This window comes from Bacillus sp. EU52 (assembly GCF_037964975.1).
GTDB lineage: Bacteria > Bacillota > Bacilli > Bacillales > Bacillaceae > Bacillus > Bacillus subtilis.
In genome coordinates this window covers 1515196-1539033 of record NZ_CP150177.1, presented here as the reverse complement: position 1 = coordinate 1539033, position 23838 = coordinate 1515196, and the positions used below count along the sequence as shown (strand labels likewise).

General features: G+C 43.3%; 28 protein-coding genes. 5 read left to right on the top strand and 23 right to left on the bottom strand.

Features of this window, described 5'->3' with window-relative positions; translation table 11 throughout:
• Nucleotides 1-85: 85 nt before the first annotated feature.
• The 8 genes from NSU05_RS08060 to NSU05_RS08025 form a co-directional block, all read right to left on the bottom strand.
• Nucleotides 86-1570 (bottom strand): UDP-N-acetylmuramoyl-L-alanyl-D-glutamate--2,6-diaminopimelate ligase, encoded by a 1485-nt coding sequence (locus NSU05_RS08060; RefSeq protein WP_003245326.1) that lies wholly within the window; start codon nt 1568-1570, stop codon nt 86-88.
• Nucleotides 1571-1745: 175 nt separating this feature from the next.
• Nucleotides 1746-3686 (bottom strand): stage V sporulation protein D, encoded by a 1941-nt coding sequence (locus tag NSU05_RS08055; protein WP_003245048.1) that lies wholly within the window; start codon nt 3684-3686, stop codon nt 1746-1748.
• Between the two features lie 116 nt (nt 3687-3802).
• Nucleotides 3803-5953, bottom strand: coding sequence for a penicillin-binding protein 2B (gene pbpB / locus NSU05_RS08050; RefSeq protein WP_080265349.1), 2151 nt, complete (start codon nt 5951-5953; stop codon nt 3803-3805).
• A complete protein-coding gene (gene ftsL, locus NSU05_RS08045) occupies nt 5950-6303 on the bottom strand; it encodes a cell division protein FtsL (RefSeq protein ID WP_003232200.1) in 354 nt (117 codons plus the stop codon). The genes pbpB and ftsL overlap by 4 nt, the downstream gene beginning before the upstream one ends.
• Before the next feature lie 39 nt (nt 6304-6342).
• Entirely contained in the window at nt 6343-7278 is a 936-nt protein-coding gene (gene rsmH, locus NSU05_RS08040; RefSeq protein WP_014479723.1) for a 16S rRNA (cytosine(1402)-N(4))-methyltransferase RsmH, read from the bottom strand.
• Between the two features lie 69 nt (nt 7279-7347).
• Nucleotides 7348-7779 (bottom strand): division/cell wall cluster transcriptional repressor MraZ, encoded by a 432-nt coding sequence (gene mraZ / locus NSU05_RS08035; protein ID WP_003221402.1) that lies wholly within the window; start codon nt 7777-7779, stop codon nt 7348-7350.
• A 125-nt stretch (nt 7780-7904) separates the two neighbouring features.
• Complete coding sequence (gene bshC, locus NSU05_RS08030) at nt 7905-9524, bottom strand: bacillithiol biosynthesis cysteine-adding enzyme BshC (RefSeq protein ID WP_038428917.1); 1620 nt, start codon at nt 9522-9524, stop codon at nt 7905-7907.
• Between the two features lie 70 nt (nt 9525-9594).
• Nucleotides 9595-10491, bottom strand: coding sequence for a 2-dehydropantoate 2-reductase (locus NSU05_RS08025; RefSeq protein ID WP_015252144.1), 897 nt, complete (start codon nt 10489-10491; stop codon nt 9595-9597).
• 159 nt (nt 10492-10650) lie between these two features.
• Between NSU05_RS08025 and NSU05_RS08020 the strand changes: the two genes are divergently transcribed.
• The gene (locus NSU05_RS08020) at nt 10651-11133 is read left to right on the top strand and encodes an N-acetyltransferase (RefSeq protein ID WP_339204617.1); all 483 of its coding nucleotides are present in this window, start codon (nt 10651-10653) and stop codon (nt 11131-11133) included.
• 56 nt (nt 11134-11189) lie between these two features.
• On the opposite strand, the gene gerR is transcribed toward NSU05_RS08020, so the two are convergent.
• The 3 genes from gerR to NSU05_RS08005 form a co-directional block, all read right to left on the bottom strand.
• The gene (gene gerR / locus NSU05_RS08015) at nt 11190-11771 is read right to left on the bottom strand and encodes a sporulation specific transcriptional regulator GerR (protein WP_015383592.1); all 582 of its coding nucleotides are present in this window, start codon (nt 11769-11771) and stop codon (nt 11190-11192) included.
• A gap of 145 nt (nt 11772-11916) precedes the next feature.
• Entirely contained in the window at nt 11917-12096 is a 180-nt protein-coding gene (gene rpmF, locus NSU05_RS08010; protein ID WP_003154457.1) for a 50S ribosomal protein L32, read from the bottom strand.
• A 21-nt stretch (nt 12097-12117) separates the two neighbouring features.
• Nucleotides 12118-12636 carry a DUF177 domain-containing protein gene (locus tag NSU05_RS08005; protein ID WP_014479718.1) on the bottom strand — a complete coding sequence of 173 codons (519 nt, stop codon included), beginning with the start codon at nt 12634-12636 and terminating at the stop codon, nt 12118-12120.
• Between the two features lie 27 nt (nt 12637-12663).
• On the opposite strand from NSU05_RS08005, the gene NSU05_RS08000 reads away from it, so the two are divergent.
• Nucleotides 12664-12849, top strand: a complete 186-nt coding sequence (locus tag NSU05_RS08000) for a hypothetical protein (RefSeq protein ID WP_003232215.1) — start codon at nt 12664-12666, stop codon at nt 12847-12849.
• The gene (locus NSU05_RS07995) at nt 12846-14093 is read left to right on the top strand and encodes a nucleotidyltransferase (RefSeq protein ID WP_038428916.1); all 1248 of its coding nucleotides are present in this window, start codon (nt 12846-12848) and stop codon (nt 14091-14093) included. The genes NSU05_RS08000 and NSU05_RS07995 overlap by 4 nt, the downstream gene beginning before the upstream one ends.
• A 16-nt stretch (nt 14094-14109) precedes the next feature.
• On the opposite strand, the gene ddcP is transcribed toward NSU05_RS07995, so the two are convergent.
• Complete coding sequence (gene ddcP, locus NSU05_RS07990) at nt 14110-15135, bottom strand: protease DdcP (RefSeq protein WP_003245451.1); 1026 nt, start codon at nt 15133-15135, stop codon at nt 14110-14112.
• A gap of 1 nt (nt 15136) precedes the next feature.
• Entirely contained in the window at nt 15137-15919 is a 783-nt protein-coding gene (locus NSU05_RS07985; protein ID WP_003232221.1) for a patatin family protein, read from the bottom strand.
• A gap of 180 nt (nt 15920-16099) precedes the next feature.
• Between NSU05_RS07985 and spoVV the strand changes: the two genes are divergently transcribed.
• Nucleotides 16100-17326 (top strand): dipicolinic acid transporter SpoVV, encoded by a 1227-nt coding sequence (gene spoVV / locus NSU05_RS07980; RefSeq protein ID WP_015252149.1) that lies wholly within the window; start codon nt 16100-16102, stop codon nt 17324-17326.
• A 10-nt stretch (nt 17327-17336) separates the two neighbouring features.
• Here the strand turns inward: spoVV and coaD are convergent, their stop codons facing one another.
• The 8 genes from coaD to NSU05_RS07940 form a co-directional block, all read right to left on the bottom strand.
• Nucleotides 17337-17822, bottom strand: a complete 486-nt coding sequence (gene coaD / locus NSU05_RS07975; RefSeq protein WP_003245283.1) for a pantetheine-phosphate adenylyltransferase — start codon at nt 17820-17822, stop codon at nt 17337-17339.
• A gap of 4 nt (nt 17823-17826) precedes the next feature.
• Nucleotides 17827-18381, bottom strand: coding sequence for a 16S rRNA (guanine(966)-N(2))-methyltransferase RsmD (gene rsmD, locus NSU05_RS07970; RefSeq protein ID WP_015252150.1), 555 nt, complete (start codon nt 18379-18381; stop codon nt 17827-17829).
• Between the two features lie 322 nt (nt 18382-18703).
• The gene (locus NSU05_RS07965) at nt 18704-18976 is read right to left on the bottom strand and encodes a YlbG family protein (protein WP_015715839.1); all 273 of its coding nucleotides are present in this window, start codon (nt 18974-18976) and stop codon (nt 18704-18706) included.
• A 54-nt stretch (nt 18977-19030) separates the two neighbouring features.
• Entirely contained in the window at nt 19031-19480 is a 450-nt protein-coding gene (ricF, locus tag NSU05_RS07960; protein WP_003221370.1) for a regulatory iron-sulfur-containing complex subunit RicF, read from the bottom strand.
• 115 nt (nt 19481-19595) lie between these two features.
• A complete protein-coding gene (locus NSU05_RS07955; protein ID WP_003232231.1) occupies nt 19596-19835 on the bottom strand; it encodes a YlbE-like family protein in 240 nt (79 codons plus the stop codon).
• A gap of 15 nt (nt 19836-19850) precedes the next feature.
• Nucleotides 19851-20249: a YlbD family protein gene (locus NSU05_RS07950; protein ID WP_003232233.1), complete on the bottom strand. Its 399-nt coding sequence runs from the start codon at nt 20247-20249 to the stop codon at nt 19851-19853.
• 231 nt (nt 20250-20480) lie between these two features.
• Nucleotides 20481-21521, bottom strand: a complete 1041-nt coding sequence (locus NSU05_RS07945; RefSeq protein WP_003245434.1) for a CAP domain-containing protein — start codon at nt 21519-21521, stop codon at nt 20481-20483.
• A gap of 83 nt (nt 21522-21604) precedes the next feature.
• The gene (locus NSU05_RS07940; RefSeq protein ID WP_003221362.1) at nt 21605-22051 is read right to left on the bottom strand and encodes a CBS domain-containing protein; all 447 of its coding nucleotides are present in this window, start codon (nt 22049-22051) and stop codon (nt 21605-21607) included.
• Between the two features lie 139 nt (nt 22052-22190).
• On the opposite strand from NSU05_RS07940, the gene NSU05_RS07935 reads away from it, so the two are divergent.
• Entirely contained in the window at nt 22191-22553 is a 363-nt protein-coding gene (locus tag NSU05_RS07935) for a YugN family protein (RefSeq protein WP_003232238.1), read from the top strand.
• Nucleotides 22554-22584: 31 nt separating this feature from the next.
• Here the strand turns inward: NSU05_RS07935 and ctaG are convergent, their stop codons facing one another.
• Both ctaG and ctaF read right to left on the bottom strand, forming a co-directional pair.
• Nucleotides 22585-23478: a cytochrome c oxidase assembly factor CtaG gene (ctaG, locus tag NSU05_RS07930; protein WP_038428915.1), complete on the bottom strand. Its 894-nt coding sequence runs from the start codon at nt 23476-23478 to the stop codon at nt 22585-22587.
• A 27-nt stretch (nt 23479-23505) separates the two neighbouring features.
• Nucleotides 23506-23838 carry a cytochrome c oxidase subunit IVB gene (gene ctaF, locus NSU05_RS07925; protein WP_003232242.1) on the bottom strand — a complete coding sequence of 111 codons (333 nt, stop codon included), beginning with the start codon at nt 23836-23838 and terminating at the stop codon, nt 23506-23508.

Below are 23838 nucleotides of genomic sequence, written 5' to 3'. Positions count from 1 at the left end.
AAACGACATACGTAGTTATCATATTCATGATTTTTTTCCATATGAAAAATCTTTTCAAGCTCCATTATTCAGTAACATCTCTTTCCTATGAATTCGTCTTATTCTTATTGAGTTCAACAATGGCTCTCGCCGCTACTTCAGCATCATCAAAATCGAAAGTTTCATTTCCGATCTGCTGATAGGTTTCATGTCCTTTTCCGGCAATGAGGACAACGTCGCCTTTTTTGGCATTGGCAATTGCGAAAAAGATCGCCTGCTCGCGGTTTGCAATACTGTGATAGTATGCGTTCTCTACTCCGGCTTCCATATCTCTTAAAATCGCGCGAGGATCTTCGCTTCTCGGGTTATCTGACGTGAAAATCGGCTCGTCAGCCAGCTCCACAGCAATTTTAGCCATTTTCGGGCGCTTCGTCTTATCTCTGTCTCCTCCGCAGCCGACAACGACAAATAGCTTTCCTTCCGTCATGTCTCTGCATGTCTCCAGCACATTTTCAAGGCTGTCCGGTGTGTGCGCGTAGTCTACAATGACTGGAAACTCCTGCTGCTGATTGACCAATTCAAAACGTCCTCTTACACCATGCAATTCTTCAACAGCTTCAGTGATGATTTCAAACGGTATGCCTGCTGCAATACATGTCGCAACAGCGGCCAGCACGTTATACACATTAAATTGTCCGACGAGAGACATCGTGATGTGCTTCGTGCCTTTGTTTGTCACGAGATCAAAGCTTGTGCCCTGTGCAGTGATACTGATGTTCTTCGCCATCACATCAGCATCGTTTTTAATTCCGTATGTAGAGATATGCGCAGCTGTTACCTTTTCAAAATAAGCGCTCGCCTCATCGTCAGCATTCAGGACGGCACGCTTTGGATGTTCATGGTTGAAAGCCCCGCCAAGTTGGGAAAAGAGCAAGCTTTTTGCATGCCGGTACTCATCCATCGTTTTATGATAGTCCAGATGGTCCTGTGTTAAATTCGTAAACACGGCAATATCATAATCACAGCCATGGACGCGTCCTAAAGACAAAGCGTGGGAAGAAACCTCCATGATTGCAGTGTCAACGTGCTTGTCATTCATTTTCTTAAACGTTTTCTGCAGCGTGACGCTTTCCGGAGTCGTGTTTTTAACAGGAAGTGTTTCGTCTCCGATTTTCATGTACATTGTACCGATCAAGCCTGTGCGTTTTCCCGCTTTTTTCAGAATCTCATCGACCATGTGGGTCGTTGATGTTTTGCCGTTTGTCCCTGTTATCCCAATCAGCTGAAGCTTCTTCGTCGGCTGTCCGTAAAACGCATCAGACAAAACGCTGAGCGCGCGAAGTGACTGCCGGACAATAATAACAGGAACATTCACATCGACCTCTCTTTCTGCCACAATAGCCGCTGCACCGTTTTCTACTGCTTTTTGCGCAAAATCGTGGCCATCCACCGTATACCCTTTTACACATACAAAAAGACTCCCTTTCTTTACTTCCCTGGAGTCCATCTCAATTGAAGTTATTTCAGGGTCTTGTGAGTCGTTTACAGAAGGTTCGGTTGTTAAGTATGTAAGCAGCTTTGTAAGTTTCATCGTATCAAACCTCTCAACATTCTAATTCGTTCTTTTTATCATTGAAGTCACATCAAATGATGTGGTAATGATTTTAAGCATACAGTTCATATTTTAGCGTAAATAAAAGGATACATCCAGCTAATCTTGAAAGATATCAGCATTTTTTCTGCAATAAAAGAATAGGCAGCCCGAATCAATCGGCTGCCTCCTTTTCATCTTCTTCAGTCAAATACACGCGTATCTTTGAGCCTTCTTTTACTTTCGTTCCGGCAGCTGGCGATTGTTTAACGATTTTGCTCCCTTTCCCGGAAGCATCCACATTGAGATTCACCAATAGTGACTCAAGATCTGAGACAGACATCCCTACAACATTCGGAACTTCTATTGTTTTTGTGTCGTTCCATTGGTATTTTTTCTCGATTTGATTTTTCCGGGGCTTCACACCAAGTTCCGGCAGACTGTCTCTCATAATATTTCCGACAATAGGCGCTGCCACCGTTCCGCCAAACTGAATCGTGCCTTTCGGGTTATCCACCGCAACGTAGACGACTAGACTCGGATCATCAGCTGGCGCGAAACCGATAAATGATACAATATGGTTGTTTTCAAGATATTTTCCATCTTTAACCTTTTGTGCAGTTCCCGTTTTTCCTCCGACACGATATCCTTCTACAAATGCATTGCGGCCGGTTCCTTCTGCGACGACGCTTTCTAGAGCATAGCGGATTTGTTTGGATGTTTCCTCAGAAATGACTTGTTTCTTTGCGATTGGTGATTGTTTTTTGACCGTTTTCTTCGTAACAGGATCGATCCATTCCTTTGCAATATAAGGTGTATAGAGCGTTCCTCCGTTTACAGCGGCGGATACTGCTGCAACCTGCTGAATCGGCGTGACGGATACTCCCTGTCCGAAAGCCGTAGTTGCTTGCTCCACCGGGCCCACTCTCTCAAGCGGGAATAAGATGCCTGTTCCCTCGCCTTGGAGATCAATCCCCGTTTTTTGTCCAAAACCAAAGTCTTTGATATATTTGAAAAGCTTTTCCTTTCCTAAGCGCTCGCCTAATTCAACAAACCCCGGGTTGCAGGAGTTCTGCACAACTTCCAAATACGTCTGCAGCCCGTGCCCGCCTCTTTTCCAGCACCGCAGTCTCGCTCCGTCCACTTCAGCATGCCCTTTATCATAAAATTGATCCCGTTTCAAATTTACTTTTTGCTCTTCAAGGGCTGCTGCAAGTGTAATAATTTTAAAGGTAGATCCCGGTTCATACGTGCTCCATACTGGCAGATTTCGATTGTAGACGGACGGATCAACAGATTGGTAATCAGCAGGGTCGAAGTCAGGCCTGCTAGACATCCCCAAAATTTCTCCGTTTTTCGGATTCATGGCTACGGCAATCATGCCGTCCGGATGATATTTAGCCTCAGCGTTATCAAGCTCTCTTTCCATTATCGTCTGGACCTTTGAATCAACCGTCAGCTTCATATCAAGCCCATCCTTAGGCGGCGTATAGTCATCCGCTTCATCAGGCATCTTCTTCCCCTTGGCATCTGTATAAAACTTAACAGAACCTTTTTCCCCTTTTAAATCATCGTCGTAATAGGCTTCCAATCCAAGGAGTCCTTGGTTGTCAATTCCTGCAAATCCAAGCACATGAGATAAAAAGCTGCCGAACGGGTAATGACGGATACTGTCCTCCGCAACATACACACCTTTTAAATCAAGCGCTTTGATTTCCTTCGCCTTCTCATTTGAAATTTTTCTCCCTTCAGGAGTGATCTTTTCGATTGACGCTTTTTTTGTCACATGTTTATATACTTTTTCTTCTGACATATTGAGCACCGCCGCAAGCTGCTTGCTCGTTTTCATCGGATTCTGAACTTGGCGCGGCACGACGAATACGGTCGGCGCACTTTTATTTGTTGCGAGCTTCACACCGTTCCGATCCAGAATCTCGCCTCTCTCCGGCTCAAACGGCAAGTTACGGCTCCAGGAATCTTTCGCCAGCGAAGTCAGTTTTTCGCCCATCACAAACTGAACATACCCCAGCCTTGTATCAATGATCAGAAACACGATCACGCCAAAAAGCAAAACAAATAATAAACGTTTTCTAACCGTTACATTCGAGACGCGCAAGAGACCGTTCACTCCTTATTTAGGCTTGTTTCATTTTATGCCTGAAATTGGACAGGTAGAACGATGCTCCTCTGAAGGCATAAAAAAAGAAAGCCTGCATAACGCAAGCTTTCTTTTTAATCAGGATTTTTAAACTTAACCTTGATTACGGTTTTGTCTTTGATTTCTTTGTCTTTCTTAACACTTTGGCTGACAGCGTAGCCTTGCCCGTTTACTTCAATATGAATTCCCGCGAGCTCGCCGTATTGAAGAACCTCTCTTCTCGACCACCCTGTCATATCAGGCATTTTGATTTTGCCGCCCGTTTTCAGGAAGACCTTTTGATTGGTGAGAACTTCCTCATCCGCTTTCGGATACTGTTCTTTTACAGCGACATCACTGCCGATGACAATTGGTGTGAGATTCTCCTCTTTTGCTTTCTTTTGAGCAGCAGCTACCGTTTGATCTGTTAAATCAGGCATTGTCTGCGCTTTTGTTTCTTCCTTATCTGAGTCAGATTTTTCAGTTGGTTCAATGTTCAGGTAGTGCAGGCTGTTTTTCATTGTCGGGTTGAAGATTTCTGATACCGGATCTGAACTGCTTTGTCCTGCTTTGAGTTGCGGCTGCTGTACAGCAACATAAATTAAAAGCTCAGGATCATCTTTTGGTGCCATACCCATAAACGAAAAGATATAGTCATCTGTTCCGTCTAGATATCCGCCTTTACCGGCTATTTGCGCAGTACCTGTTTTCCCGGCAACATCAAATCCTTCGATTTTATAGGCTTGCCCTGTTCCGATTTTCGACGTAACAACTTCTCCCAATATATCCCGCACCTTTTTCGCTGTGCTTGCAGAAATTGGGGTTCCGGCTGATTCTGGCTTATTTTGATAGATGGTTTTATCTTTATCGGGATCAACGATATGGTCAATCACATAAGGTTTCATCATTTTGCCGTCATTCGCAATTGCCGTTGCGGCCTGAAGCTGCTGAATTGGTGTGACTGCAGACGCTTGTCCGTATGCGGTTGACGCCTTATCAAATTCATATTTAAAGTTGATTTTGCTAGAGACTTCTCCTGGCAAATCAATACCTGTTTTTTGATAAAAATTGAATTTGTGTAAATATTGATTAAGACGGTCATATCCCAGCTTTTCTTTCGCCAGTTTCGCAAATGCAACATTTGACGATCTAAGGACGCCGTCATGATAGGTTGTCGGCCCCCAGCCTATACCTCTATTATGGTCCCTGACAGGTTCCCCGCCAACTTCAAACGTACCTGATTTATATTTTTCGTTCGCATTAAACACGTTTTCCTGCATCGCAGCAGCGAGTGTAAATATCTTCATCGTTGATCCGGGTTCATACGCATATGAAATCAAATCATTATAGTAGTTTGTCACATCCCGCTTGTTCGGATCAAAGCTTGGTCGCTGTCCCATGGCAAGGACTTTGCCTGTTTTCGGATCGACAACTGCGGCCATGATTTTTTTCGGATTATACTTTTGCGCTACTTTTGTCATGCTGTCTTCTAAAAAGGTTTGAATTTTCTGGTCAATGGTTAAATATACATTGTCACCATTTTTTGGCGCTGTAATTTTATTTTTGCTGTTCGGGAGCTCCCAGCCGGATTTGTCGCTTTCATATGTCACATATCCGTCGCGCTCCTTCAAATACTTATCCAGCACTTTTTCTAATCCCATCGCGCCGGAAATTTCATTTGTTTCTTCATCAACCTCGGCATAGCCGATTAAATTGGATGCGAAAATACCATTTGGATAGTAGCGTTTTGTATCCCGCAAAAATGAAATGCCCGGGAGTTTCAGCTTTTCGATTTTTTGCTTTTGTGAATACGTAATATCCCGGCCAGCTGATCCAAACTCGACTTGTTTTGCATCTTTATTTAAGATATCAAGGATGTCGGCCTTGTCCAAGTTTATCACTTTAGACAATGCTTCTGCCGTTTTTTCTTTGTTTACAACATGCTGAGGATGCTTGACATCAGTGGTCATTTTTTTATCGAGAATCGCAATCAGTTTATACGTCGCTGTGTCCTCTGCAATGACTTTTCCTTTTCGGTCTAAAATCGAGCCGCGGCTCGCTTCGATGGTCCGTTTCTTTTCATGCTGCTCTGTCGCTTTTGTCGCAAGCACTTCGCCATTCGCTTTTCCGGTTATTTGAATATATGCCATTCTCCCCAGGATGACAAAGAAAAAGAGAGCGAAACAAATACTTAGAATCGCTGCTCCTCTATTCATAAATTTATTCTTTTTTGGCATTTGAATCATTCCTGTATGTTTTTCACTTTTTTATCTTTTAAATTCAAGCCGTTCTTTTTCGCAATGTCCATAATGCGCTGCGGTTTGCTTAAATCAGCAACGCTTTTTTCGAGGTCACCAATTTGCTTATTTTCGGATGAAATTTGCTCCTCAAGCTTTTGCACCTCAATATTGGTTTGATATGCCGCATACGCCTTCGATACGATCAAAAGCGATACGCTGAGCACCGCCGCAGCAAAGAGGACAAGAAGCACTTTTTCTCCGAGAGTAATGGAAGCCCTTTTCTTGACAATCACTTTTTTCTCAGGACTGATCGCATGCCGCTGCTGTTTCTCTGGTTGGTAAGCTAAATTGCTCATAGGCTGATGACCTCCTTTTAATTTTGCGTTCGCGTTTCGTTATTTTCTTTTTTCAGCAATCCGAAGCTTGGCAGAACGAGCCCGGTTGTTCTCTTCAAGCTCTTCTTGAGATGCCGTAATCGGTTTTCGTGTGATGAGCTTCAGCTCCGGTTCAAACTCTTCCGGTATAACAGGAAGCCCCGGAGGAAGTTCCGGAAGCGACGACTTTTCTTTAAAAGTGGTTTTGCAAATTCTGTCTTCTAGCGAGTGGAAGGTAATGACCGATACCCTGCCCCCTGGCTTCAGAACCTCAATTGCCTGCTCCAAAGCTTCTTCAAACACCCTAAGTTCATCGTTTACGGCAATTCTGATTGCCTGAAACACGCGTTTAGCGGGATGTCCGCCGCTCCTTCTCGCTGGAGCGGGAATCGCGTCTTTTATTAGATCGACCAGTTGGCCCGTAGTTTGAATAGGAGACTTCATTCTTGCCTCCTCAATTTTTCTGGCGATCTGTTTACTGAACTTCTCTTCTCCGTATTTAAAGAAAATACGGACGAGATCCTCATAGCGCCACTCATTAACGACTTCTTTCGCCGAAAGCGTAGCCGACTGGTCCATCCTCATGTCCAACGGTGCGTCATGATGGTAACTGAATCCGCGCTCCGGTGTATCCAGCTGCGGAGAGGACACCCCTAAATCAAATAAAATGCCGTCTACTTCTGTAATGCCTTGTTCATTCAAACATTCTTTTAAATACCTGAAATTGCTTTTAATCAGAATGAGCTGTCCTTTATAATCGGACAACACTTCTTTAGCATGCTGTAATGCCGTATCATCTTGGTCAAAAGCGATTAAACGCCCCTTCTCGGATAACTGCTGCAATAAGTATGTACTATGCCCAGCTCCGCCGAGTGTGCAGTCTACATATGTACCGTCTGGTTTAATATTAAGTCCGTCTACGGTTTCACGAAGAAGTACTGTCTTGTGTTGAAACATATTGTGTTGGTCCCACCTTTTATCAGGATGAATTGAAATTGTTTTTAGAGTGTTATACACGAAGAATCATTATATATCAAACCCAATCATGTTTTCAGCAATTTCAGCAAATGAATCTTCTTGCTCTTCTGTGTATTGTTCCCAAATTACTTTACTCCACAATTCAATTCGATTAGAAACCCCGATAACAACACATTCTTTTTCCAGTTTGGCGTAATTCAATAGAGATGATGCGATATTTACCCTGCCTTGCTTGTCCAGTTCGCATTCAGTCGCCCCTGAAAAGAAGAAACGGGTAAACGCGCGGGCATCTTTCTTTGTGAGAGGAAGAGCTTTTAGTTTTTCTTCAATTTGTTTCCATTCGTGCATAGGGTAGCCGAAGAGACATTGGTCAAGTCCTCTAGTCAGCACAAATTGCTCACCTAGGCCTTCTCTGAATTTAGCGGGTACGATCATGCGGCCTTTCGCATCGATGGTATGCTGATATTCACCCATAAACATGATCTCTTGCCCCACTTTCTCTCCTTAACTCACCACTATTCACCACTTCGCTCCACAACTTCATTTTACACTGTTTACCCATAAAAAAAAACCCTGAACTAGTCAGGGTTCTTTAAAACTTTATTTCAAAGTTTGACAACTTGATGTTGATTTTGAAAAGAAAATGGCAGATTCTTGAATGTCGTGAAGAATTTTGGACCGTACCTGTTCAAATAATACATGATATTCCAAATCCGTTCTTGCGGCGCAAGAAGCGGCTTAATGCTATTTTGAATTCTTTCATAATCCTTCAAGACGTAGCCTTCTTTTTCTTCAATTCGCTTCGTCACCGTGCGCTCTAAGAATTGAAGCTGATCCTGAATAAAAGCGGCATTTTTCAGGAGTAAAGGTTCCATGCTTTGATCAACCTTTAACGCCTCCTGCCGGACCGTTTTGTGAATCGCTTCAATTTGGCTTTTCGCCTGATCCATCACCGCCGTAAACTCTTCCGGAATCTGGCGCTCGAAGTATGTCTCTCTTTGATTCTCCGTTCCGCGCTCAATCGCGTCTTGTAACGAGATATTCCGTTCAGCCAGTTTTTTCTCAATATGCCGCTCAAGTATCGTAATGTTCAGCCTTGGCATGACAGGAGGCATTTTGAAGCCCATCACCGCAAAAGCCTGTTTGAGCTCGCCCCAATAATTGATTTCTCCAGGCCCTGCAATAAATGCTAAAGTCGGAATGAGAAATTCCTGCATTAACGGTCTCGTTACAACATTGTTGCTGAAACGCTCTGGATGTTCTTCCATATGTGTATGAAGTTCATCCATCGTCCATCCTAGATCAAGCTCTTTGATGACAAATCGGCCGTTATCTTTTTCAATTAAAAAACGCTCATCTTCGTATTCATAAAACAGATTCGCCTGCTCTTTTCCGGACTCGATAATCGGTTTGTAGCCTGCTTGACGCATGAAGGCCTGCTGATCTGATACAGCGCGGGCGAGTTCATCATTTTCTCGAAGAATCTTTTGGAACATGGCCGTTTCCAGCTTTTTAATCCCCGGATCTCCAGAATTTAATAAAACTAAGCCCTCTTCTTGGAACAAATCCGCGATCAGCAGCTCAAAGAAGTCAGTAAACGTAACAGATTCCCTTAAACATCGTTTCACATTGTCGAGAAGTGTATTCGTATGGTCTGTTTCTTCAAAAGCGGCAAAAACATCATCTATCCACGCGGCACACTTTTCCTGATCAAGCGATGTACTCGCTGCTGATGATTTCTTCCAATAAGACTGAGGCAGCTTTTTTTTCACAGGCCCATTCTCTTCAGATGTGTGAACAAAATTAATCTCATCCAAATCGTGGTCTTCTCCAGCCACCCAGAAGATTGGTATGACAGGCACTTGCAGTTCCTTTTCTTGTTGCTTTGCCAAAACAATGATTGAAATGATTTTATGTATGGTGTAAAGCGGTCCTGTTAAAAGTCCTGCCTGCTGTCCGCCGACTACAGCGGCACTTGACGGGTCCTTCAGCTTCTCAATAGCAGACTGCATCGCACTTGAACCGAATTTATTATGGTAAGAGGTTAAGTACGTTGCCAATTCCTCTCTTGCGAAAAACCGGGAAGATAAGTCTTCCAGTCTTTCTCGCCACATGTCCTTATGATGAATACTGTAATCAAAAAAAGAAGACATTTCTTCTTTGCCATCTATATAGTGCTGTACAAACACATTCTGATTTTTGATGGAAAGTTCAGTTAGCTGCATCTTCTAGAACTTCCTTTCTCCAATAAATAGTTAGTGATCCGAAATGAGTATAGCATGTTACCGAAAAAGCTCAAAAGACTTTGTTTGTATTTCGCTCCAATGCTTTGATGCTGCCATATAAAAACTCTAGGTGGACTGCATCAAGACCTTGAAGACTTGCTTCCTTCAATAAGTATCCGATAATGGCGTCAGCTTCCGTCTGCCGGCCTCCAATGACGTCAACCAGCATGGATGAACGATTCTCTTTCGTTTGCCCACAAACGGCCTGAACCCGCTCCCAAGCCTTTTCTTCGTTTTCAAGTTTTAAAATGCGGCATGCCTCCTGAAATACCAGCTTCATAAAAGCCAGATAAGCTGGCGTTGTCAGCAGTTCTCCATTTTTTACCTGCAATAACGCAGTTAAAGGATTAATACACGCATTTACAATCAGCTTGCCCGTCAGCAGACGGTACCAATCCGTCTCATAATAAATCGGAAAATCCGAATGGTTATGCTGAAACAAGATGTTCAGCCAGTCTGGTTCAGCATCGTCGAACGCGCTCCATTTTATCGCACCTAGGCCTGTATGATCAACAGCTGTATCCGATTTTCTTACAGCTCCGTGCTCAACGATTCCAACATAAATGGAATGGCCAACGTGCCAGTCTTTTAGGTCGTGGATATGCCCCATGCCGTTTTGCAAAAATAATATATGCGTTTTCCCGATCCGTTCAAGCGACGAAAAAACAGATTGAAGCTGATGCTGCTTCACTGTCACGACAAGCAGGTCAAAGTCCGAATTGATACTCGTGTCCGCACTGCAATCAGCCCTGAATTCCTCCCCGCCTTTATAAAGCCGGATTCCTTCAGACTGAATGGCCGCAGCCTGTTCTTGCCGCCTCGTCACAACAGTCACGTCGTGATAAAGTGACAAATAATAGGCGCATAAAAGACCGACGGAGCCTCCGCCGATAATTCCAATTTTCATGATGTCACACCCAATTTAGCATTTACGTATTATCATAGCAGAAGTAAGAAGAAATTACTTCTCAAAGATCCCATGTGCTTAAAATTAAAGTTTAAATATTTGGATTTTTTAAATAAAGCGTTTACAATATATGTAGAAACACCAAAGGGGGAGATTTGTTTGACAAAGGTAGAACGTCTGCTTATCAACTATAAAACGCTGGAAGAATTCAAGAAATTCAAAGAATACGGCATTCAGGAGCTTTCAATGCTTGAAGAACTTCAGGATAATATTATTGAAAATGACAGCACCTCGCCTTTTTACGGGATTTATTTTGGCGATAAACTTGTAGCACGAATGAGTCTGTATCAAGTTAACGGCAAATCGAATCCCTATTTTGACAACCGCCAGGATTATTTGGAGCTGTGGAAGCTTGAGGTTCTTCCGGGCTACCAGAACAGGGGATACGGGAGAGCCTTGGTTGAATTTGCAAAATCATTCAGAATGCCGATCCGGACAAATCCGAGAATGAAATCAGCGGAATTTTGGAACAAAATGAACTTTAAAACTGTTAAGTATGATATGGCGAGGGACAAAGGGGAAAACCCGCTCATCTGGCATCCTGATATGGATCACGAAATGACACCAGGAGAGTCTGCATAGAAATCAAAACAACCGGCCTATTCTTACTATTGGGCCGGTTCATTTCAGGCGTTTCTTTACGTTTCTTGAGCCGCTTTTTTCATTCTTCCGTCTTCCTTCGAAACAACCATTTTTCTGGCCCGATCCATGATATCGATCAGTGCCTTGTAATCCTCTTCTGTCATCTCTAGCTGATTCCGCAATGTCTGATTTTCACTCCGCAAATCCTCAAGCTCTTTTTGCAGCGATTGGATTTGCTCCTTCAATTTTTCCCTTTCAAGCTGAAATTCTTGTGCAGACGGCGCTTCTTTGAATTGTTCGAGAAATTGGATGACATCCTGAATGGACAAATCTCGTTTTCCTTCCGACGATGCCGAGGCAGTCTGCTTCATGGAATTCGGCATATTGACCGAATGAACGCCGATTTGCTTTCTCAGTTCTTTCCTTTGCTTTTTTGCAAGCTCTATACCTGACTGGTATTGTTTTCTCACATACGAGTTCCACCTGAAACCACAGGCTGCCGCGGTTCTGGTCAGCGCCCTTCCAACCTCCTCAAAGGCTGAAAGCTGTGTTCCTCCCTCTCGAATATGACGAAGCACCACTTCTGCCAGCAGCAAATCCTCATCCTGAGTCCAAGCATCTTGTCTTGTAATGGTCAAATTCAATCTCCCTCCATGTCAGCTTATTTATCTCATACATATGCCGGTAATAGATTAGATAGACTATTTGCACTCACAAATTTTCCGCAAGCTGACAGGAAGAGAAAAAGAAAAAGCGCAGGGCTTTCACCCCGCGCTTTTCTTATTAGTTACTTTTTACATTTATGTCTTTGCCGTTGTATGATCCGCATGCTTTGCATACACGGTGAGACAACTTCATCTCTCCGCATGACGGACATTCTGTCATACCAGGTACATTAAGTTTGAAATGTGTACGGCGCAATCTTTTCTTCATTTTAGAAGTTCTTCTAAAAGGTACAGCCATTATTCCCACCTCCTTAAAGAGTTAAGATTCATCATCTTGTTTTAAGAGCTTTTCGAGGGCTGCAAGTCTCGGATCAACTTGATTCTTCTTGTCTTCTTCCGAAATGACTTGCCAATCCTTTCCTTCTTGAGGAGCAGCTCCTTTTTCTTGTTCAGATTCACAAAAGATTTGCATAGGGATTTCTAAAAGAATTTCTTCTTTCACGATCGGAGTTAAGTCGATAGTATCGTCCTCAACAATGTGAACGTCATCATCTTCTATATCATCCGTGTGATGAAATATAAACAGTTCTTTTGTTGAAATTTCAAATGGATACGGGACATCAACGAGTGTTCTTGAGCATGGCAAAATCATTTCGCCTGAAATTGTAAAATCAAACGAAACCTGTTTGGATTTGATATCCGCTCTGCCCTTCACCCGGACGGGAGAAATGCGGCGAATGTCAGAATTCAGCTTTGTCAGCTCATTTAACTCAACTGTTTCATCAAACTCAAAACTTTGTTTTGGCATTTGATGCAGCTGATAAATCGTCCATTTCATTTGTATCACCTCAGGAAAGCAACAAACATGATTATAGCTTTTAAGATTGTTTTTGTCAATATTTTTTCTTTACAGCATAATGCTGCCATTGAAGTATCGTTGACAGCGGAATATGCTATGCATACACTTAAAACAAAAATAAGGCGTAAGAGTTTTCATTTGCAAATGTACCATACGTTTTTAAACATAGCAAGAAAGGCGGAAAAAATATGAAAGCTGTCGGATTGGTGGTTGAATATAATCCCTTTCATAACGGTCACCTTTATCATGCCCAAACAGCAAAGCTGCAAACCGGATGTGACACGGCTGTCGCGGTCATGAGCGGACATTTTTTACAGCGCGGGGAACCCGCTGTTGTATCAAAATGGGCCCGAACAAAGATGGCGCTGCAAAGCGGAGTTGATCTTGTCATTGAGCTGCCTTATCTTTATGCCGTGCAAAAAGCAGACATTTTTGCACGCGGCAGTGTTTCCATCCTGAACGAACTTGAATGTGAGGCGCTGTTTTTCGGGAGTGAAAATGGGGATATCAAGCCTTTTTTAGAAACAGCACAGCTTATTGATGAGCATAAACATATATTGAATGACCGAATTAAAGAAGAACTTAAAAAGGGGGCCAGTTACCCAGCAGCGGCGGCTAGCGCCTTCAGCTCCATTTTGCATACTGAAAGTGCACTTGACTTGTCAAAACCAAATAACATTTTGGGATACCAGTATGTGAACTCGATTCTAACCGGGGGATATCCTATGAAACCTTATACTACGGCACGGATCTCTTCGGACTATCATGATGCCGATCTCCCTGAAGGCGAAAACCACATCGCAAGCGCCACAAGCATCAGAAAAGCGATGACTGGCCAGAATCTCGAAGCCTGCCTTCGTTTTCTCCCTGCTGCATCTGCACGTGAATTAGCAGCTTACCGCAAATCTTTCGGATTGTGGCATACACCTGAAAGCTACTTTTCTTACTTAAAATACAGCCTTTCAACTGTAACGGCACAGGAATTACAGCAAGTATACGAGGTGGAGGAAGGTTTAGAGCACAGAATTATTCGTTCGATCAGAAAATCCAGCTCCTATCAGGAATTTATGGAACTGCTGAAAACAAAACGCTATACGTGGACAAGGCTCCAGCGGATGAATACACACATTTTAACCAGAACAAAAAAACAGGATATGCAAAAGCTGCTTGACAACGATAAGGCGCCGTATATCAGGCTTCTCGGCATGACGAAAAAAGGACAGGCTTATTTATCCGAAAAGAAAAAAGCACTGTCTGTTCCGCTTGTCAGCAAACTGTCCTCTTTCTCCCATCCAGCTCTCGATCTGGACGTAAAAGCAAGCAGGATTTACAGCCTGCCGATAGAAGAGCCGCTGAGAACTGAGTTTGACCTGCAGGAATACGGACATGCACCGATTCGATATGACGAAGATGAACAACACTTTTTAAATGTATAGAAAAAGCACCTGAGAATCAGGTGCTTTTCGCTTTCAGCTTATTCAAATAATCAATCGCATCCTGCATGGTATCAACAGGCACAATCTTCATATTTGAATCAATATCTTTTGCTGTTTTTACTGCGTTCTTATAATCGGAATTGCTGGCGCCGTTTTGATTTGGCGCGAAGAAAATGTCTTTTCCGGCTTTGTCTGCGGCGACGACTTTTTGATCAATGCCGCCGATCGGGCCTACTTTTCCGTCAACATCAATGGTACCTGTTCCCGCAATATCGTAGCCTTTTGTTTCGTCTGGTTTTGTCAGCTGATTATAGATTTCAAGGGACATCATTAACCCTGCTGACGGGCCGCCAATATTTTCGATTTCAAAATCAATATCAGGCTCTACCTTCACGTTTCTGTCTGTATAAAGCGAAACTCCGATTCCTGCCCGATCCGGCTCATCAGGAAATTGTTTTAACGTAAGGGTGACACGCTTTTCTTTTTCTTCTCTTTCGATCTTTAACGTGACTTTATCTCCCGCTTTTTTGCTGCTGATATAATCAATCAGCTTTTCAGCAGACTGATAGTTTTTGCCGTCTGCGCTGATGATTTTATCACCGACTTCTATTTTCCCTTTTGCCGGCATGTTTTCTACAACTGAGCTTGCGTATATGCCGTTAAAGGAATAGCTGACTTTTTTTCCTGCCTTTTGATAGGCGGCTATAACCGCATTTTCTTGCGAGCTTTTCATCATTTGGAGCTGTCTTTTCATATACTCCTTATCTGACTCGCCTTCCTCCTTAATGCTCTCATCAGGAACAATTTCATAATAAGGGTGCATCTTTGCCCACACATATGTAAATGGATTAGCCGGTCCCACTTTAACAGTCATTAAGGACAGGCTTCCTTTTTCCGGGTAGCCTCCCTCCACTTTTATCAATGAAGCAAGCTCTGTCGCTTCTCCCGGTTTTGTAATATAGTATGGAAGTTTTATAAATGATAAAACGGCGATCAGTATGAGGATGACGAGCATCCAGCTAAAATGTTTTTTACGTAGCAAATTATGAGCCCTCCCAATTCTCTATTTCTTTTCTTATCTTGCTGATCATTCGGTTTGTCGCCTCTTCGCCTGCCGATATCATTTCTTCAATATTGGCAAACGAGCTTGAGCTGTATGTTTCAAGGGAAGGGCGAATCATGATATCTGCGGCAATTGTTTGATGCCGCACTAATTCATTTTGCAGTATATCCATACTTTGCATAATCACATCAAAAATATGCACTGCTGTTTCAGTTTTTCGAACCCTGGAAACATCCGAAGCGATGATAATATCAGCTCCCATGTCTTTCACAACAGAAACCGGAATTCGATCGACGACCGCGCCGTCTACAAGAAGGCGTCCGTCCAGCCGCTGCGGAATAAAGATACCCGGGATGCTGATGCTGGCCCTCACTGCATCTGACACTGATCCTTTTCGGAACACAATCTTTTCTCCCGTCTGTAGATCACACGCAACAATGCCCAGCGGGATTTGGAGCTCTTCAATCGGTTTTCCGAATGTATAAGCATGCACAAGCTGTCTGACGCGGTCACCTTTTAAAAAACCGAGTTTCGGAACCGTATAATCAGCATAAAGCCTTCGTTTAAAGGCTTTGGCTACTTTTTTCATCGTTGCCACGTCATGTCCGGCGGCGTAAAAACTGCCCACCAAAGCGCCCATGCTGCTTCCTGCAATCATATCCACTTCAATTTGGTGCTTATGTAAACTGGAAAGCACACCGAGATGAGCAAGCCCTCTGGCCCCTCCCGATCCTAACGCTAACCCGATTTTAGGTTTGGCCAAAGCGTTAACCTCCTGCCTGAATTCCCTGTATACCGAATTCTATGGTCTAAACTGAACCCCTATGCTCGTATATTAGTACAAAGAATCAAGAGGACAGGTACTGCTTGGCCGTTTTACATCATACATTATTTTATCATGATATACATGTCATTGGGCATTTTTAGCATCGGGGAGGTAAGAATGAACTTGTCGAAGATTAATACACTTTTGATTGCCTCGTTTTTTCTTTTTTTAACTGCGACTGTCATCTCACATCCACAGGCCTCATTCGAAGCCTCTAAAACCGGGCTGTCTATGTGGTGGGAGGTTGTGTTTCCGTCATTGCTGCCATTTTTTATTCTGTCTGAACTCTTAATCGGCTTTGGCATTGTGCGGTTTGTCGGTGTTTTGCTTGAGCCTTTTATGCGGCCGATCTTTCGCGTGCCGGGTGTCGGCGGCTTCGTTCTTGCTATGGGAATGGCATCAGGAAACCCAGCGGGCGCAAAACTCACTGCCCGTCTGCGGCAGGAAAATCAGATTTCAAGAGTAGAAGCAGAACGGCTCGCGTCGTTTACCAATTCTTCAAACCCGCTCTTTATTTTCGGCGCTGTTGCCGTCGGTTTCTTTCAAAACGCATCACTAGGCATTTTATTAGCTTCTGCACACTATTTAGGGAATCTGGCTGTCGGTTTAACAATGCGTTCCTATGGCCGCAAGGAAGAGCAGCATCTCAGAAGAAAGAAAACGATACCTTTCCCTTCAGTCAAAGATGCTTTACACGCTCTTCATACCGCCAGACTTGCAGAAAAACGGCCCTTGGGTAAAATTTTAGGCGACGCCGTGACGTCTTCTGTTCAAACGCTTCTTATGGTAGGCGGCTTTATTATTTTATTTTCTGTCTTCAATCGGCTGTTGTCAGTGGTCCAGCTGACTGATGTTTTGTCTGTTTTCACAAAAGGAGCACTGACTTTGTTTCAGCTTCCGACTCAATTGGACATTCCGCTTTTATCAGGGATGTTTGAAATTACATTAGGCAGCAAGCTTGTCAGCGAGACAGATGTTTCTCTTCTGCAAAAAGCCATTATCGTCAGCTTTATTCTCGGGTTTAGCGGCTTTTCCGTACAAGCTCAGGTGGCAGGTATTTTATCGGAAACCGACATTAGATTTAAACCATTCTTTATCGCACGTTTGCTGCAGGGCGTTTATGCCGCTGTCTTCGTCATGCTTTTATGGAAACCTCTTTACACGGCATGGCATGATCCGTATCAGTATGTATTTAAATCTCTTAACAGCAGTGACATGCCAACTGCCTTTATAAACGGCTGGAATCTGCTTGTGCAGATCGGACCTGCTGTCACACTATGCGCGCTGTTTACGTACATTATCATTTTTTCTTACAGACTGACAAACGGAACAAAAAAAGGATGAGTCAAAACCCTCATCCTTGTCTGAATTTTTGCTGAAGCGCCAGCTCTACTTCCGGCGGTACAAACTCTGATACCGAGCCGTTGTATCTTGCCACTTCTTTTACGATGCTTGAACTTAGAAACGAATATTGATTGTTTGTCATCATAAAAAATGTCTCAATAGATTCATCAAGCACACGGTTTACTGATGTCCCCTGCATCTCGTATTCAAAATCAGATACAGCTCTCAAGCCTCTTAAAATCGCTTTCGCATTTTTTCTTTTTGCATAATCAATTAACAGGCCTTGCGATGTTTCAACTGTTATGTTCGGAATGTCTTTTGTCACTTCTCTCAGAAGCTCACACCGTTCTTCCACACTGAACAAAGGCTTTTTTGAAGAATTATTCAGCACACATACATACACTTGTTCAAAAATATGCGCCCCGCGTTTGATGATGTCCAGATGCCCGTAGGTCACCGGATCAAAACTGCCGGGACAGACAGCTATACTCGCCACCTCACTACCCCCTCTTTTTATAAATCGCCACACCTGTAAGCCCATAGGTTTCTTTTCTTGTCATCACAAGATCTCCTACGGTTTCGGGAAGCTCGACCTCTCTGTCATGCTCAGCGACGATAAAGCCGTTTTCTTCCAGCACTTGATATTCGTCAATCAGCGTTAAAAGTGCTTTCAGCTTTTGTTCCTTATACGGCGGATCGAGAAAAATGCCGCGAAAGCCGGTTTCTCTTTTAGCAGCAGCGTGCAAAGCACGTTCCGCATCATTGCGGTATACCTGTGCATGTTTTGTAAGCTCCAGCGTTTTCAAATTAGATTTTACCGTTTGAATCGCTTTAAAATCACGGTCAACGAATATACAATGCTCAAACCCGCGTGAAAGCGCTTCGATTCCAAGACCTCCGCTCCCTGCGAATAAGTCAAGTCCCCTGCCCCCGTCAAAATAAGGGCCGATCATATTGAAAATGGATTCCTTCACTTTGTCGGTTGTCGGTCTTGTTGATGTTCCGGGTACAGCCTTTAGTGAACGGCCTTTTTTTGATCCAGAAATTACTCTCATGTTCCACACCACTTTTTCTAAAAGCTATTTTGTTTCTTTATTCGGCCGGACGCCGCTATGTACATAGAAAAAAATCAATCCTATCTTAACATAAAGCATTCTTCCAAACAATGAACGCTAATCTTGATAAACAGGTGTATAGGCAGCATGATCCTTGTCCATACTATAAGCAACAGCATCTAGAGGATGTTGTTGCCAACCGCGGAGAAGACTTACGTTTCCCCATAAGTTCTTCCTCCGGTTTCTCCTCTCCCTTTGCCTTCTCCTTAACATATTAAGGAATAGAAGGACCCCGCAGATGCCTGCGGGGATTTTTTTATAGCTATATGCCGATTTTATAATCGTATTCTTTTGCCTTATCAAGCTTTGACTCGAATTCCAATTTTAAAAACGGTTTATAAGAAGGCTCCACTTTTTTCACAAATGAGTAAGACGCAATCTTGTCCATTGTTTTTTCAATTTGGTTCATATCACAGTACAGTACGACATATTTTAATCGTTTTGATACATAGTGCACATTCCCGAACTTCCTCAGCATTTTGCTCTGCTTTAGGGAGTGCAGATACACAACCATGCCCTGGCGCCTATTCTCCAATACAATCACCTGCCTGTTTTCTCTTATATGTAAAAGACGAGACGGCCAGTCTCGTCAGGACACTTTACATCCGCAGCTTCCGCCTGAACCGCAGCCGCCTCCGCATGAAGACAAACCGTCAAAATAAGGGTTCCCAGTCGGAACTTTCACATGCTCCGAAACAGCTGTCCCAATCTCAACGCTGACCTCATCAAGAATGGACTGGAGCTCATTTTCAGCTCTCTTGAAGTCAGCCACCTTATCGTTCAGGTCCAGCTCACGTTTGATCTCCCTCATTTTCCGGGATATTTCTCTATAGTCAGGATGATATTTGCCAAAACGCTGTACATCCTCATACTGCTCTTTTATTTTAATAAAAGAACGAATAATCCGCCCTGCCTCTTCATCTTCCTGGAGACGCTTGTAACAATTGCGGTAGTTCTCAGCCGTCTCCGACTGCAGAATCATCTCGGCAAGCTGCTGAGCTTCACTTTGAAGCCGCACGGATTCCATCGTCGCATACATAACATGCACCTCCAATTGTTAGTTTACCATGAAACCAGCCAATTGGAAAATGCTTAACCGCAGCCGTATACAAAACCTTATGTCCGCATGAAAAAAGACCCTTTTTCGGGGCCTTTTAATCTTTTGTCCGCATCGCTTGAAACATTTGCATCATCATTTGCGCCATTTGAATCCCGTTCGTAAACTGATTCACCCGATGCGGAATGGTTTTTTCATAAAAATTCATCATTTCAAGCTGAAAGGAGGACAGATCATCCGGTTTTCTTGAAAGCCTGCGGTACCATATCGGCTGTTCTCTGATGAATCGTTTCCGTTCTTCGTTTGCTAAAATATATTCCTGAACCTCTTTGCGCATATGAGCTCCCCTTTTTTAATCCTTTCGAAAAGAAAAAGGATGCTGTCCAGAGCCTGGCTGAGAATGCTTCTGTCCGCTTCCGGAAAATGTATTAAGAAGGCTTTGCAACGATGAGATCGACTGGCTCATTTTATTGATTTGTTCGTTCATTTGATTGACATCCATCTTTTTCACCGCTGTCACCATTTTCGAGACAAAATCATTTTTTTGCGGTGTTTCAGGCACAGCTTCAGAAGCTTCTTCCGGTTCCCGATATGGATCCCAAATCGGGTCGCTCTCCCCGAAGAGGACCCAATTTTCATATACGTCCTGCCAGCTTCTTTGTTCTTTGCGCACTTCTTTTATCAGCTTGGGATGCTTTTTGACGAATTGTTTAAAGTCATTGATTGAATGATTGGCATGTTGATTCGCCACAATCCTCACCCCCTCCGAAAATCGTTACCTACTACAATGTATCGTTTTGTCGGGCATTGTGTTCGCCTATATTCATTCCCAAATGAATTTTTAGCGATAGCCCTATACACTGGTGAAAAAGCCTGACTGAAGGGATGGGAAACGGCCTTATCTGTAAGCTATCAGCACATTCATTCAGACCAGCTTGTATGGTAATAGAAAAAGCCGGGAACCATTCGTCCGCGGCTTTCATTACCATCGCTTAATAAAATTTTGGGTGTAATATTTCCGGTCTACTCCGACACCAAGATGCGTATAATCTGAATTCAGAAGCGCTTTTCGATGGCCTTCGCTATTCAGCCAGCCTTCTACGGCAGCCGGACCGTCCACATAATTGTATGCGATATTTTCTCCCGCTTGCTGAAAGTCAACATGCCCTTCTTCTAAGCGGTCTTTCAGCGAGCCGTATTTTTTAGAGACATGGGAGAAATAATTATTTTCCTTCATATCCTCACTATGCCCAAATGCCACTTCCGCCGTTGGCTGATCCCACTCAAGCTTCGCAAGTCCATGTTTAACGCGTATGACATTCGTCAAATCAAGGATTTGCTTTTCGCTCGTTGTTTGGATCTTTTTCCATTTCTCATCTGAAACGGCTTTCGGTTTAATTAATTCCCCGCGGTACACTACCTCATAAGGTCTTTGCTTTACAAAGGTCTGCGCATCAAACGCCCTGATGCTGGATAGCTTCCCCTCAAATTTGTCCATATACAGCTGGACATACATCTTTCCTACCTTTACAGTCGGTCTTGTATTGATATCTTCTTCAGAAAATTCAAACCGATAGGAATTTCCTTTATACTCTACATTCACAAATGGTGCCACCTGGGTGGTCTTGAATACTTCGCCAGTTGATTCTCCAATTTTGAAAGGCTTGGCGTTAATATCATTACCCGACGCAAATAATGTGACCACTTTATTGTTTAATACCCCGATTTGGATATATTGATCCTTACCTTGATTGTATACCCACCAATCGTAATCATAAGCCGAAGGGTCAATACGTTCAGGTTCCCCAAGCTTTTTCGTTACTTCATCGGCGTGCTTGCCCATGAAGGACAATAACCCTGAAGTCGGCATATGTATTCGTTTGCCGCTTTGCGCTTCCTCATTCGACACCTGAGGCTCGCTGTCATTTGATTTCTTTTCAGGAACAGATCCATATTGAATAAACAGAACGTAAGTTCCGCAGATAATCAAAAGGATAACCATTGCTCTCAATATATTTTTCAATCTATCACCCCCGTGGCGATTCACAATCTTTTGCTTACATCCCATTACAATACAGCCTATTTAACATGTCAAAGATTTATGTGTTAATGAAAAAAGCCTTCTTCTCTATTATCACCTTCGGAAATATCCGATAAGGCGCTGCCGGCACGTTCATTCGTTTGCTCAGATAAAGAAAGATCACCAAGCGTGACAATTCCAGTCAGTTTTTTATTTTTTGTAACTGGTATCCTTCTGAGCTGATGCGATGCCATCAAATGAAGAACCTCATCGACTGAAGCATCTTCCTCCACACTGACAGGTTTTTCGGTCATCGCGTCAGTGATTTTTTGCGAGTTCGGTTTTTTGATGGCGATTCCTCTTAATACGAGATCGCGGTCGGTTACGATGCCGACCAATGTTTCCCCGTCCTCATCAACTACCGGAATCGCTCCTACATTTGCGTCCTTCATCTTTACTGCAGCTTCATATACATTATCTAATACCGTGCAATATTGCAAGTCGGCTGTCATCAGATCTTTTATTTTTGTCATCCGTTTAACCTCCTTTAGTCTAGTGCTATTGTCGTCAAAATTTAATTTTTACATACTTTCAAAAGAAGAAGATTCATTGAAAGTTTAACGCTTTCATACTATGATTGTCAGGAAAGGTAATTTTTATAAGGAGGGGTCAGTGTTGAAGTTTACTGAAAGCGGACTTGAAGGGGTTAAGGCTGAGCTCAGCTGGCTAGACGACTTAATGGAAAGCAAAGGTCTCATTAGAGCGGGTCAATGGGATTACGAGAGAGTCACCTATGACAAGAAGTTTTCGACGATTGAGGGTACGTTTTACCTGCGGATACAAGGTATTGCGGCAGAAGGCGATGTCGGAAGCGGGCGCGCCGTGATTCAATTAATGTCCCCTCTCCTAGGAAAGCATTACTACCCTCATGGAGTAGAATATGGAGAAACGGAAGAGTTTCCCGTACAGGTTGTGACAAAAAGCAAGGCACTGATTCAGGACATAGCCAACATGTTAAAAACAGTTCAAATGTAACGAAAAGGTACAGCATATTTCGCTGTACCTTTTATGATATCGTCTGCTGAATATACGGCGGCTCCTCCTGCCCGTCCTTTTCCCTTTCTTTCTTCACCCATTGGAAAAAAATAATGGCCAAAAAAGTACCGTACACAATTTCCTGAATGATTTTCATCATGACTGCTCCGAGCTGCTGATCCTCTAACAAAGGCAGTGTATTCAACATCTCTGGCCCTGTTAATGGGACCTGCCCCATCATATCCGCTGGCACACAAAGCCTCATTGCCTCAGCCCATAAAGCCGGATCTGTATAGGTGGCGTATAACGGTGCACCGCTGAACATGATCAAGGCGCAAGCAGGTGTGAGCAGCATACCGTCCGCCATAATATAACCCAGCTTCATCAAACCGCTGAGCTGCCGTAGACGCTCAACCTTATGAACAAGCGGCCACCACATGAAGAACGCAAGCACAAAGATAAGCCAAGTGATTAATGTATGGTAAAACGGATCCGTTTTGACAGTATCAAATATAAGCGGTACATGATATAAAGAAAAAATGCCGTTAAACAAAAGCAAAGCAATTAAAGGCGTCGTAAAAAAGGAAAAAAACGGTTTGATTGAAGGCCTGAAAATGATTTTTTCCCAGAGCCATGCAGGAATTCCCGCGATTAACAGCGGCGGGACAACCAAATACAGGACGGCCATCTGCACCATATGTGCGCTGAACATAATATGTCCGAGCAGATCAACCGGGCTTCCCTCGGCTGCATATAAAAACAGCATCGCCGACAGAAAGCATACCATCTCTTTACCAGTTATTCGATTTAGCTTTGAAGACATTCGCCTGTAAAAATAGAGATAAAGCGCCGTAATGCCTAACAGGATACAAAAAAGATAAGGGCTCCACATCGCGCGAAACCCGAATATCTCCAACTGATTCATTTCTTCACCTCCGGCGGCTGTTTCAAATTACCACCATATAATTGTCACAAACGCAAGCACAGTGATAAACGCGACAAACACCCCTGAATACAAAAACAGTGCCGGCGCCTCATGCCCTTTCTGATTCATATGCATGAAATAATACAGCTGAAAAATGACTTGAATTGCAGCTAGCAAAATAATGAAAGGAATCGTAAACCAGCTGCCGACACCGTCCGTGGCCACAGTCAGAAATGCAACAATCGTAAGACCGATCATTAAACCAAAAGACAGGACTTGATATTTCATCTCCCGGGCATGCTTTTTTTTCTTAAATTCAAGGTCGCTATTAATATGCCCTCTGCTTTTTTTATCGACCAT